The organism is Streptomyces sp. NPDC056222 (genome assembly GCF_042264065.1).
GTDB lineage: Bacteria > Actinomycetota > Actinomycetes > Streptomycetales > Streptomycetaceae > Streptomyces.
Window position 1 is genome coordinate 60,319 of record NZ_JBHJTL010000036.1, and the last position, 12,200, is coordinate 72,518.

The following is a 12,200-nucleotide window of genomic DNA, read 5'->3' on the forward strand; positions in this document are numbered from 1 at the left end:
TCCGCCGGAGCACCGTCGCCTACGATCGGCCGCGTGTGTGCTGATGTGATGGTCGCGGAGGACGACGAGAAGCAGGCTGAGCTGGTGCGGCGCTATCTCGAGCGGGAAGGGCACTCGGTCACCGTCGTGGGCGACGGGCGGGCCGCGTTGGACCGGGTGCGGGAGTGTGAGCCCGATCTGCTGATTCTCGACGTCATGATGCCGCGCGCCGACGGGCTGGATGTCGTACGGGTTCTGCGCGGCGAAGCGCGGGAGCTGCCCGTTCTCATGCTCACCGCCCGGTCCACCGAGGACGACCTGCTGCTCGGGCTCGACCTCGGCGCCGACGACTACATGACCAAGCCGTACAGCCCGCGCGAGCTGATGGCGCGCGTGCGCACGCTGCTGCGTCGCACGGGCCGGGCGGGAACGCCCTCCGTCGACAACGGGCGGGTTCTCTCCGTGGGGGCGCTGCGGGTCGATGCCGACCGGCACGAGGTGACCGTCGACGGGACGCCCGTGGAGTGCACGCCCGGAGAGTTCCAGGTCATCGCCGCCATGGCCGCCGAACCCGACCGTGTCTTCACCCGCCCACGGCTCCTCGAGAAGCTGCACGGCTTCGACCGCTACGTCAGCGATCGCACCGTGGACATGCACATCATGAACCTGCGCAAGAAGATCGAGCCCGAGCCGCGTACGCCGGCCCGTCTGCTCACCGTCTTCGGCGTCGGCTACAAACTGACCGACCCCGCGAAGGGCGCGCGGCGTGCGTCGTCGTAGCCGAGCGGCGCGCTCGCGGTTGCCCCTGCGCAAGAGCCTGCTCGGGCGCTTCCTCGGTGTCTTCGCCCTGGTCGCGGCGTGCTCCGTCGCCGCGACGGCATGGCTCGCCGCCCAGACCACCTCGGGAGCTCTCGAGCAGGAACAGGGGCAGGCCCTGGCCGACGACGCACGCATCTACGACGCCCTGCTCGGGTACGCGGCGACCCACCCCCGCTGGGACGGCGTGGACGGCACGGTCCAGGATCTGGCCTCCCGGTTCGGGCGCCGTATAGCCGTCACCACCCAGGCCCGCGAGCCCCTCGCCGACTCGGCCGGCAGCTCGGGCCCGCAGCTGCCCAACCGGCCGTCGGCGGTGGTCGACCCGCTGTCCCTGGACAGCGCGTTGTCCAAGGACAGCGGGTCGAGCGCGACGGACCGTATCGACGCACGGGCCGTCGGCCCCTTCCGCCTGCCGTCCTCGGACCGCCGTGAACTGCGGAGCAGGGCGGATCGTGTCGCTGCGTGCCTGGGCCGACTCGGGCAGAACGTCGAGGTGACGGAGGGTCCGTCGGGGCGCCCGCGCATCGACCCGGGCGACATGCCCGCCGACCGCGTCGTCTCGGACGAATGCTCCACCACCGACCTCGACACCCCCACGGAGACGGAGGCCAAGGCCCTCGGAGCCCTGACCAAGCTGACCAACGCCTGTCTGAGCCGCCAGGACCGGCCGGGCATCACACTGACCCCGGACCTGACCTGGCGAAGCGACCGGCTGCCGGGCCCCGTGGCCGTACCCATGCCGGCACCCGCCCCGAGTGCGTTCGACAGGGCAGCCGACGAGGCCATCGGCGCGTGCGTGAACACGGCACGGCGCGAGCAACTGAGCTCGTACGTCGCCCAGCCGGCGTTGCTGTTCATCGGCGACCCCGACCGAGGCAGCGTCCCCGGCTTCGACCTGTCCGCGACGAGCACCGCCCGTATCGCGGGTGCGGCGGCGCTCGTCCTCGCCCTCACCATCGGCGTCTCGGTCCTCACCGGACGCCGTCTCGTCCGCCCGCTGCGCGCGCTGACCGGTGCGGCTCAGCGCATGAAGGAAGGCGCCGAGGCCACTCCCATCGCGGTGCACGCCGACAACGAGATCGGGCAACTGGCCGCTGCTTTCTATGAGTTGGCCGAGCATCGAGCCCGTCTCGAGGCGCAGCGCAAGGCGATGGTCAGCGACGTCGCCCATGAACTGCGGACGCCACTGAGCAACATCCGCGGCTGGCTGGAGGCCGCTCAGGACGGTATCGCCGACACCGATCCCGCCCTGATCGCCTCGCTCCTGGAGGAGGCGGTACAGCTTCAGCACATCATCGACGACCTGCAGGATCTCGCGCAGGCGGACGCCGGCGCGCTGCGTCTGCATCCGGAGCCGGTCGACGTGGCAGACCTCCTCGGCCAGGTCGCCGCCGCGCACCAGGCCGAGGCCGAGCGCGCCGGTGTCACCCTGGGTGTCGCGGTGCCCAGGCCCGCGCCCGCGCTGACCGCGGACCCCGTACGGCTGCGGCAGGCCGTCGGCAACCTGGTCTCGAACGCGGTACGGCACACGCCACGCGGCGGCCGCGTCGATCTGCGCGCCCATGGCGAGGGCGTCGACGGTGACGGCGACGGGCCGGTGTCCGACGTCGTCGTGGAGGTCGCCGACACGGGCAGCGGGATCGTGGCTGACGATCTTCCCCATGTGTTCGACCGGTTCTGGCGTGCGGAGAGGTCCCGGAACCGGCGCACCGGCGGCAGCGGTCTGGGCCTCTCGATCGTGCGCAAACTCGTCGAGGCACACGGCGGTTCGGCCACCGCCACCTCGGCCGAGGGCGTCGGCTCGACCTTCACACTGCGCCTTCCGACGGGCGCGCGCGAGGATGCGGGCAGGGCCGCGAAGCTCTGACGGCAAGGCCACAGGCTGCTGACAGCTTTCTGACAAGTTTCCGTGAGCATGGCGATCACCGGGCGCCCGGGCGACTCACGTCGCGGGCGCCGGCCGTTCCGTATCGAAGGGGAGCCACAGCCATGCCGTCCCATCGCCGCCCGTCCCGACGCAGTCGCACCCTGCGCACCGCAGCCTTCACCACCGCCGTGATCGGCGGGGTTCTGCTGCCCTCGACCTCCGCGTTCGCCTCGGACGGTCCGTCCGCGGCGCCGGCGGATTCGACCGTCCGCCCCACGGCGGCCGCCGACACCACTCCCGACTCGCGCTCCGCCACGCCGCAGCCCGCCCCGGCCCCGACCTCGCCGGAGAAGGGGCGCGACACGGTGGACACCGAGCCGCGTCCGGCCCCGGACCGGACCCCGGGTGAGGTGACGGCGCCGCGTGGCGGTGTCGCCGCCGGTGAGCGGGCGGACGGCGGGCCGCGCCCCGTCGCGGACCGGACCCCGGGTGAGGTGACGGCGCCGCGTGGCGGTGTCGCCGCCGGTGAGCGCCCCGCCGACCGGAGCGGGGAGAACACCACCGCCATCGCCGGCTCGGTCGCCGGCGCGGCGATCCTCGCGGGTGCCGGCACGGTCATGCTGCGCCGCCGAGGCGCCGCCCACCGCAACGACTGACCGACGTTTGTTGTGGTGCCGTCGGCAGCGGCGGCACCACAACTCCCCCGCCCGGGAGCCCCCATGACCCGCACGACCGGCCGGCCCGTCCGCATCTGGCGGACCCGTGCCCGGCCCCTGCTGCTGTGCATCGTCCTGACGACGACCGTCGGCGCCTGCGCGACCGACGGCGCCGGGAGCGATACGAACGGCACCGCGAACACCGGATCACCCCCGGCGGCGACAGCGACACACGCTCCCGCCGGCGCCCCGGACCCGCCCCGGGCCGACGACACGAGGACGGTCCCGACCCGTGTGTCCGTCCCGTCCCTCGGCATCGACAGCGAACTGATGAGGCTCGGCCTCAACCAGGACGGCACCGTCGAGGTGCCACCGGCGGACAAGGGGATGACAGCCGGCTGGTACACCGGGAACCCCCGGCCGGGAGAGCCCGGAGCCGCGGTGATCATCGGCCACAACGACACCCGCTTCGGCGAAGCCGTGTTCCACGACCTCGAGCGGATTCGCGTCGGCGCGGCCGTGGACGTACGCGACAGTGCCGGCGACACCGTTCGCTTCACGGTCACCGGCACCGAGACCGTCGCCAAGAACGCGTTTCCCACGGAGAAGGTCTACGGGGCCACCAAGGAACGCGCGTTGCGCCTGATCACGTGCGACGGCGCGTTCGACACGGCCGGCCATCCCGTGGACAACCTGATCGTCTACGCCGTCGCACACTGACCGTCGGTCGGGTCAGACGGCAGGCTGCTGCTGGGTGACGCAGTGGATGCCACCGCCGCCCGTGCCGAGGCGGTCGATGTTCAGCTGCTCGACGACACGGTCCGGATAGAGGCGGGCCAGGGTCGCCCTCGCCGCCTGGTCCGCACGGGTGTCGCCGAAGTGGGCGCTGATGACGGCGCCGTTGCAGAGGTAGTAGTTGGCGTAGGAGGCGAGGAAGTCCCGACTGGTGGAGCGGATCTTGTCGTAGTCCGGGCCCTGGAGGCGCATCACGTCCATCGGGGCGCCGGTGGCGGTCGTCGAGGCGGACAGGATGCTGAACTGCTGGCGCGCGTCACGGGCGTAGGCGTCGGTGTCGGTGGAGAGGGGCATCTGGACGAGGGCCTCGCCGGGGGCGAGGAAGCGGGACGTGGCGTCGACGTGGTCGTCGGTGATGTCCTGGCCCCGGACCCCGTCGAACCAGATGACCTTGGACGCGCCGTACGCCTCGCACATCGCCGTGGTCAGCTGCCGCTCCGACATCCCGGGGTTGCGGTTCCGGTTCACCAGGCTGCTGCGGGTGGCCATCAGCGTGCCCGCGCCGTCCTGTTCGATGGCGCCGCCCTCGCCGACCAGGTCGGCGGAGGTGAACGGGACGCCCACGTACGCGGCGATCCGTTCGGCGACCAGGGCGTCCTTGGCGTGGGTCTGCTTGTTGCCCCAGCCGTTGAAGTTGAGGCCCACGGCGTCCAGGCCGCCGGCCCCGTCCGTACGGAAGACGGGGCCGCTGTCGCGCATCCAGCAGTCGTCGACGGGGATGGAGCTGATGACGGTGACCGTGGAGCCGCACATCGAGCGGGCCTTGGCGGCGCTGCCGGAGTTGGCGCACATGACGACCGGTTCGTACTTCGCGGTCGTACGGGCGATCAGGGCGATGTCCGCCTGTACGCCGCTGAGCTTGTTGCCCCAGATCGAGGTGCTGTCCGGCCATGCCATCCAGGTGCGGGTGTGGCGGACGTCCTCGACCGGGACCCGGAAGGTGCCCGCGGTGGCGCGGGCCCTGCCCTGGGTCGTCGTGGCGAGGGCGGCGCCGGCGGCGGTCGCTCCGGCGGCGACGAGGAATCCTCGCCTGTTCAGGCCTCGGGTCATTTCTGCCTCCTGTGTGGGGGTGCCTGCGGGGACGACAGTTCCTGGCGGGCCGCCACGATCCGGTCCGGGTTCCAGCCCGGGTGCGGTACGGAGTCCAGGAGCAGCCGGGTGTACGGGTGTTGGGGCGCGGCGAGCACCTGGGCGGTGGCGCCGGCCTCGACGACGCGGCCGTGGCGCATGACGAGGACCTCGTCGGTGACGCACCGGACCACGCCGAGATCGTGGGTGATGAAGAGGTAGCCGATCGGGGTCTGTTCACGGATGTCGGCCAGCAGATTGAGGATCTGTGCCTGCACGGAGACGTCGAGGGCGGCGACCGCCTCGTCCAGGACGAGGACGGCCGGTTCCACGGCGAGTGCGCGGGCGATGGCGACGCGCTGGCGCTGGCCGCCCGAGAGGTGCCGGGGCAGAGCGTCGGCAGCGCGGGTGCCGAGGCCCACCTGGTCGAGGAGTTCGCGGATGCGGGGCTCGGGGTTCCGGTCGGGGAAGTGCAGTCGCAGCGTCTCGCGCAGGACCTGTTCGGCACTGGTCCTCGGATCGAGGGACAGGTACGGGTCCTGGAAGACCATCTGCACCTCGCGTGCCCTGGCCAGGCGCTGAGCCCGGCCGCGGACCCGGGCGGGGCGGGCCCGCCCCCGTACCCGTATCTCTCCTTCGTCGGCCCGCTCCAGGCCGACGACGATCCGGGCGGTGGTGGTCTTGCCGGAGCCGGAGCCGCCGACGATGCCGAGCGAGCCGCCCTCGGGGAGGGTGAAGGACACACCGTCCACGGCCCGTACGGTGCCGAAGGCGCGGCTCAGGTCGACGGCTTGCAGCAGCGGTTCGGGCAGGAGGGGTTCAGGCAGCGGGGGTTCGGACAGCAGAGGTTCAGGCATCGACGATCGCTCCTTCCTCCGCGAGCCGGTCGCTGTGGTGGCAGGCGGCGAGGTGTTCGGGCCGGCCGGGGGCCCGCAGGGGTTCCGGGGTCGCTTCCCGGCAGATCTCGGTCACGAGGGGGCAGCGGGCGGCGAAGGCGCAGCCGGTCAGGGGGGTGCGCAGGTCGGGCGGCTGTCCGGGGATGGCGGAGAGTCTGCCGCCGGGGGTGGTGAGCCGGGGTGTGGAGGCGAGGAGGGCCGCGGTGTACGGGTGTCGAGGGCTCTCGAAGAGGACGTCGGCGGGGCCGGTCTCGGCGATCCGCCCGGCGTACATGACGTACACCCGGTCGCCGATCGCAGCCGCCAGGTCGAGGTCGTGGGTGACGAACAGCAGGCCGGTACGGAAGCTCGCGCGCAGACGGGCGAGGAGGGCGATGACCTCTGCCTGGGTGGTGACGTCGAGCGCGGTGGTGGGTTCGTCGGCGAGGAGGAGGGCGGGATCGCCCATGAGCGCAGCGGCGATCACCACCCGTTGCAACATGCCGCCGGACACCTGGCTCGGGTATTTCGGAAGGGCGGTGTCGTCGAGACCGACGGCCTCGAGAAGCTCCACGGCCCGGTCCGTGGCGCCGGCCTCGTCCATGGTCCCGGCCGACCGGACACCCTCGGTGAGGAAGTCGCCGATGCGGCGCAGCGGATTGAGGGAGGCGCGCGGGTCCTGGAAGATCATGGCGACGGTGCCCGCGCGCAGGGCGCGCAGCCGGTCCGGGGCCATGGCGAGGACGTCGCGGCCCTCGACCAGGACGGCGCCCTCGCTGGTGGCGCCGGGCGGCAGCAGGCCCAGGGCGCTGCGCGAGGTGAGCGACTTCCCCGAGCCGGACTCGCCGACGAGCGCGACGGTCTCGCCGGGTCCGACGGTGAGATCCACTCCGTCGAGGACGGGACGGACCGTGCCGGGGAGGGTGAGGCGCAGGCCCCGGATGTCGAGCGTGGGGGCCGGTGAGGTGGGCGACGCGGAGGCGGGTGGGGTCAGCGGTCTCATCGGGCCCTCCTGGCCACGCGGTCGGCCCAGCGCTCTCCGACCACGTTGAACGCGACGACGGTGAGCACGACGAGGACGCACGGCAGGATCGCGGAGAGCGGGTAGCCGTGCTGGATGGCGGTCTGGCCGTCGAAGACCATGCGGCCCCAGTCGGGCGTGAGCGGTGGCACGCCGAGGCCGAGGAAGGACAGGCCGGCCAGGTCCATGAGGGCGTAGCCGAAGTTGATGGTGGACTGGGCGAGGACGACGGGGGCGATGTTGGGCAGGATGTGGCGCAGACAGATCTGGAGCGCCGAGTGGCCCTGGACGCGGTAGGCGCTGACGTAGGGGCGGGCTCGTTCGGCCAGGACGAGTGAGCGGGTGAGCCTGCTGACGTACGGCAGGTAGGCCACTCCCAGCGCGACGACGGGCGCGAGCAGGCCCTCTCCGTACACGGAGACGACGAGGATCGCGAGGAGCATCCCGGGGAAGGCGAAGACGAGTTCGGTGGAGCGGGACAGGACGGAGTCCAGCCAGCCGCCGCGCCAGGCGGCGGCGGTTCCGACGGCCACGCCCACGAGGGTGGAGAAGGCGACGACGCCGAGCGGACCCAGCAGGGAGGTACGGGCGCCGAGGAGGATCCGGGAGAGGGTGTCGCGGCCGGCGGCGTCGGCGCCGAGCGGGTGGCCGGCGGAGGGTCCGGCGAGCGCGCCGCCGAGATCGACGGCGTTGGGGTCGTGGGGCACCACCCAGGGGGCGAGCAGGGCCGCGGCGACGACGAGTCCGACGAAGGTCAGGCAGGCGAGGTGGAGCGGCGAACGACCGGAGGTCGCGCGGAGTTTCGCGAGGCCCGGCCGCCGGGTGAGGACGGCGGTCATGCGGCGGCCCCTCTCGTTCCGAGGGCGATCCGGGGGTCGACCAGGGGCAGCAGGAGATCGACGATCAGGTTCACGGCCATGAACAGCGCGACGATGATCAGGCAGACGGCCTGGACGGTCGGGAAGTCCTTCGTCGTGGTGGCCAGTTCGAGGAGCTGCCCGACGCCGCCGATGCTGAAGGCCGTCTCCACGAGGATCGTGCAGACCAGCAGGGTGGAGACGATCAGGCCGCCGGTGGTGAGCACGGTCCCGAGCGAGTTGCGCAGCACATGGCGGCGGATGACCAGACGTTCGGGGACGCCCCGGCTGCGGGCGACGGTCACGTGTTCGCTGTCGAGCGCTTCGAGCATCGCGGCGCGGGTGACGCGGGCGAGCATTCCGATCAGGTAGAGCGCGAGGGCGATCGCGGGCAGGGTCAGGTGCCACACCATGTCGAGGAACCCGTCGCCGGCGCCGCTGCTGGGGAACCAGCCGAGGTTGACGGCGAAGAGCCCCTGGAGCAGGACGGCTGCGACGAAGGACGGGGTGCCGATCGCGAAGGCGGTGGCGACGAGGACGGCGGAGTCGGTGGTCCCTCCGCGTACGGCTGCGATCCGGCCGAGCAGCAGTCCGACGATGACGACGACGGCCAGCGCCATGGTGATCAGCAGCAGCGTGGTGGGCAGCCGGTCGGCGAGGAGCCGGGAGACGTCCGTGCGGTACGTGAGGGAGCGGCCGAAGTCGCCCTGGACCATGTCGCCGAGCCAGCGCAGATAGCGCACCGCGAACGGGTCGTCGAGGTGGTAGCGGGCGTTGACGGCGGCGAGCGCCTCGGGAGAGGCCGAACGGCCGGAGAGCAGGAAGCTCGCGGGGCTGCCGGGCGCCAGATACATGGCGCCGAAGACGACGAACGAGGCGACGAGGAGGGTGGCCGCCATCTCGGCGACCCGCCGTAGCGCGAATCTCAGGAAGGCGAGGGGGTTCACGGCGTGGCCCCCGCGTCCGGCGATCCCGCGGCGCCCACGTCCGCCGCCCACGGGTAGTACATGTACGCGATGGTCGTCGGGGCTCCGGTAATCCTCTTGTTGAGGAAGAGGGCGGTGGGCCATTCCGCGACGGGGATCCAGGGCAGCTGTTCGGCGGCGTGCCGCTGCAGCTCGGTCTCGACGCGCAGGCGGCGTTCCTTGTCGTAGGTGGCGGTGGCCTGCTCGACCAGCCCGTCGTACCGCTTGTCGCTGTATCCGGCGAAGTTGAGGTACGCGCCGGTCCTGAAGTTCGTCAGGAGGTCGAGCGGGTCGGTGATCGAGTCGTAGTAGGTGAGCGGGAACATGTCGATGCCCTCACGCGCCTCGGGGTCGGTGAAGAGCGCGGTGAAGGCGTTCGGGGCGACCGACTTGAGGTTGATCCGCAGCCCGATCTCGCTGCCCGCGGCCTGGACCGCGGTGGCGAGGAGGGAGACGTCCTGGCCGATGGAGCTGGTGGCGACGGTCAGGGACGTGCCGGTGGCGCCGGCCTCCTTGACGAGCGCCCTCGCCTTCTCGACGTCCCGGGTCGTGGGCGGCAGTCCGTCGAACGCCGCCTTGCGCACCTCCGGTGAGGCTCCCGCCCAGGCGGCGCGCGTGGTGAGGGAGCTGGTGGCGTGCCCCGCGCCGCCGAGGCCGGCCTTCACGAATCCGGAGCGGTCCAGGGCGAGGGAGAGCGCCCGGCGCACCCGTACGTCACCCAGGGCACCCTTCATGTCGGTGATGCCGAGGTTGACCGTGCTGAGGCCCTCACCGAAGTAGAGGGTGCCGACGCCGCTGTCCTTGAGGCGCCCGTAGCTCTCGGTCGGGATGAGGTAGCCGCCGTCGACGTCCCCGCTGAGCATGGCGTTGGTCCGGGCGGACGGGTCGGTGAGGAAGCGGAAGACGACCTTGCCGGCCTTCGCCCGGGTGCCCCAGTAGCCGTCGAAGCGCGTCAGTTCGAGCGACTGGCCCTTCTGCCAGGCGCCGAGCGTGAACGGGCCGGTGCAGGCGAGGCCGCCGGAGGTGCCGTAGTCGCCGCCCGCCGCGGTGACACCGGCCTTGGAGGCGACCACGCCGGCGGCGGTGGCCATGTACTGGTTGAACTGCGAGTCGGGCTTCTTCAGCTTGACGGTGACCTGGAGGGGGCCGGTCTTGCGTACGGAGGCGACGTTCTGGAAGTTCTGAGCCCAGGCGGCGGCGTTCTTCGGGTCCGTCTGGCGGCCGAGGCTGAAGACGACGTCGTCCGCGGTCATGGTCCCGCCGCTGTGGAAGCGCACTCCGCTCCGCAGGTCGTACACCCAGGTGGTCGGGTCCGGGTTGGTCGCCTTCTCCGCGAGCCCGGGTTCGAGTGTGAGCCCGGGCGTCCAACGCATCAGGCTCTCGCAGACGTTGGAGAGGATGGTGTTCTGCGGGTAGTCGAACGCCATCGTGTGGTCGAGGGTGGGCGGCTCCGCGTAGATGGCCCAGGTGAAGGAGTCGATGTCCCCCTTCGGCTCGGGGGTGCCGGCCGAGAGCGCGAACGAGGCACCGGTCCCGTCCGTCCCGCCACGGGGCGGACCGACGCAGGCTGCGAGGGCGGTGAGGGCGGCGACCGAGGTGAGGGCCGCGAGCACGGTCCTCACGGGGCGACGTCTCGGGACGCGGGGCGGGGGCGGTGCGGTGCTCATCGTCGCGCTCTCTCTTTCGGTACGGCGGGGGTGGGGAGGGATTGCTGAGGGTTACGCGTCGAGGCGGGCGGCCACCGGAATCTGCTGGGTGATGCAGTGGACGCCGCCACCGCCATACGCGATCACCGGAGCCGGTACGCCGACGACCTTGCGGTCCGGGTACGCCCCGGCGATCACCTCCAGGGCGGCCATGTCCTGGGGGGTTCCGGCGACCGGGACGACGACTCCGCCGTTGGCGACGTAGTAGTTCAGGTACGAGACCTCCACGCGCACGCCGGCGACCTCGGCGAACACGGTCTGCGGGACGTCGACGATCTCCAGGGCCCGGCCCCGGGAGTCGGTCGAGACCTCCAGGACGGCGCGGTTGGCCCGCATCCGGGCGTAGTCGGGGTGCTCGGGGTCCTCGGGCAGGGAGACGACGACCTTCCCCGGGGCGGCGAAGGCGCAGACGCCGTCGACATGACCGTCGGTCTCGGTGTCGAGCAGACCGCCGTACGGAAGCCAGATCACCTTCTCGACGCCGAGCTGAGCCTTCAGCTCGGCCTCGATCTGCTCGCGGGTCGACTCCGGGTTGCGGTTGGGGTGGAGGAGGCACTGCTCGGTGGTGATGAGGGTGCCCTCGCCGTCGACGGTGATCGCCCCGCCCTCGAGGATCATGTCGGAGGCGATGCGGTCGACGCCGAGGTGCTCCAGGAGCAGGGCGCTGATCCGGTCGTCGGAGTCGTACGGGTGGTGCTTGCGGCCCCAGGCGTTGAAGCGGAAGTCGACTCCGGCGCGGCGTCCGTCGCCGTCCAGGACGAACAGCGGCGCGGAGTCCCGGAACCAGGAGTCGTCGAGGGGCAGTTCCACCACGGAGACGCTGTCGCCGCAGTGGGCGCGGGCGTCGTCGCCGAAGCCGGGCGGGGCGACCATGGTGACGGGTTCGAAGCGCGCGATGGTGCGGGCGACGTCCGCGTACTCCTGCTTCACGGCGTCGAGGACGCCGTCCCACAGATCCACGCGGGTGGGCCAGGCCATGAGGCAGCCCTCGTGCTCGGACCACTCGGCGGGCATACGGAATGCAGTCATCAGGGGGCTCTTTTCGGTCGTTGGGAAGGAAGCGTGGCCCTAACTGAAATTTCAGTCAAGAGTCTGGGTACGAGAAAGCTCGATGCGGTCGGACGTAGCGGACAAGGGTCGGCGGATCAGAGGAAGTAGAGGCGGCTCAGCGAGACCTCGTCCGCCGGCTCGGAGCGCAGGGGCGACCCGTCCAGCGTCACGAGACCGCTGCGGCCGTCGACCTGGACGTCCCCGATACGGGAGTTGAGCAGCAGATCGGCCGGGCCGATGCCGCGTGTGCCGCGGACGGCGACCCGGCGACGGCGGGTGGCCAGTGCGTCGTACGGGCGACCGAAGGAACCGGACTCTGCGGCGGCCCGGCTGACGAAGGCAACGGAGAGGTCCGCGGGGGTGGCGCCGTAGGCTCCGAACAGCGGTCCGAGGACGAGGGGTTCGCAGATGTCGGTGGCGGCGTTGGGGTCACCGGTCACGCCGTAGGCGGGGAAGCCGTTCTTGATGACCATCTGCGGTTTGGCGCCGAAGTACTCGGGGCGCCAGAGCACGATGTCGGCCATCTTGCCGACCTCGATCGA

11 protein-coding genes and 1 pseudogene are annotated in these 12,200 nt (G+C 71.9%); 4 read left to right on the forward strand and 8 right to left on the reverse strand.

Going from position 1 to position 12,200, the window contains the following annotated elements; translation table 11 throughout:
• Nucleotides 1–48: 48 nt before the first annotated feature.
• From ACFC0D_RS18940 to ACFC0D_RS18955, 4 genes are all read left to right on the forward strand, one after another.
• A complete protein-coding gene (locus ACFC0D_RS18940; protein ID WP_376436947.1) occupies nt 49–759 on the forward strand; it encodes a response regulator transcription factor in 711 nt (236 codons plus the stop codon).
• Nucleotides 746–2,665, forward strand: a complete 1,920-nt coding sequence (locus ACFC0D_RS18945) for a sensor histidine kinase (RefSeq protein ID WP_376436908.1) — start codon at nt 746–748, stop codon at nt 2,663–2,665. The genes ACFC0D_RS18940 and ACFC0D_RS18945 overlap by 14 nt, the downstream gene beginning before the upstream one ends.
• A gap of 122 nt (nt 2,666–2,787) precedes the next feature.
• The gene (locus ACFC0D_RS18950; protein WP_376436911.1) at nt 2,788–3,321 is read left to right on the forward strand and encodes a hypothetical protein; all 534 of its coding nucleotides are present in this window, start codon (nt 2,788–2,790) and stop codon (nt 3,319–3,321) included.
• 63 nt (nt 3,322–3,384) lie between these two features.
• Nucleotides 3,385–4,041 carry a class F sortase gene (locus ACFC0D_RS18955; protein ID WP_376436914.1) on the forward strand — a complete coding sequence of 219 codons (657 nt, stop codon included), beginning with the start codon at nt 3,385–3,387 and terminating at the stop codon, nt 4,039–4,041.
• A 12-nt stretch (nt 4,042–4,053) separates the two neighbouring features.
• Here ACFC0D_RS18955 and ACFC0D_RS18960 read toward each other — a convergent pair whose 3' ends face one another.
• The 8 genes and pseudogenes from ACFC0D_RS18960 to ACFC0D_RS18995 form a co-directional block, all read right to left on the reverse strand.
• Nucleotides 4,054–5,166 (reverse strand): agmatine/peptidylarginine deiminase, encoded by a 1,113-nt coding sequence (locus ACFC0D_RS18960; protein ID WP_376436917.1) that lies wholly within the window; start codon nt 5,164–5,166, stop codon nt 4,054–4,056.
• Nucleotides 5,163–6,041, reverse strand: coding sequence for an ABC transporter ATP-binding protein (locus ACFC0D_RS18965; RefSeq protein ID WP_376436919.1), 879 nt, complete (start codon nt 6,039–6,041; stop codon nt 5,163–5,165). Before ACFC0D_RS18965 ends, ACFC0D_RS18960 begins: the two co-directional genes overlap by 4 nt.
• Nucleotides 6,034–7,062: an ABC transporter ATP-binding protein gene (locus ACFC0D_RS18970; RefSeq protein WP_376436922.1), complete on the reverse strand. Its 1,029-nt coding sequence runs from the start codon at nt 7,060–7,062 to the stop codon at nt 6,034–6,036. The genes ACFC0D_RS18965 and ACFC0D_RS18970 overlap by 8 nt, the downstream gene beginning before the upstream one ends.
• Nucleotides 7,059–7,919, reverse strand: coding sequence for an ABC transporter permease (locus tag ACFC0D_RS18975; RefSeq protein WP_376436925.1), 861 nt, complete (start codon nt 7,917–7,919; stop codon nt 7,059–7,061). Before ACFC0D_RS18975 ends, ACFC0D_RS18970 begins: the two co-directional genes overlap by 4 nt.
• Nucleotides 7,916–8,884 (reverse strand): ABC transporter permease, encoded by a 969-nt coding sequence (locus tag ACFC0D_RS18980; RefSeq protein WP_376436927.1) that lies wholly within the window; start codon nt 8,882–8,884, stop codon nt 7,916–7,918. Before ACFC0D_RS18980 ends, ACFC0D_RS18975 begins: the two co-directional genes overlap by 4 nt.
• Nucleotides 8,881–10,524, reverse strand: a complete 1,644-nt coding sequence (locus ACFC0D_RS18985) for an ABC transporter substrate-binding protein (protein WP_376436930.1) — start codon at nt 10,522–10,524, stop codon at nt 8,881–8,883. The genes ACFC0D_RS18980 and ACFC0D_RS18985 overlap by 4 nt, the downstream gene beginning before the upstream one ends.
• A gap of 96 nt (nt 10,525–10,620) precedes the next feature.
• The gene (locus tag ACFC0D_RS18990) at nt 10,621–11,637 is read right to left on the reverse strand and encodes an agmatine/peptidylarginine deiminase (protein ID WP_376436932.1); all 1,017 of its coding nucleotides are present in this window, start codon (nt 11,635–11,637) and stop codon (nt 10,621–10,623) included.
• Nucleotides 11,638–11,753: 116 nt separating this feature from the next.
• Nucleotides 11,754–12,200, reverse strand: a pseudogene (locus ACFC0D_RS18995) (urease subunit alpha); the annotation flags it as partial.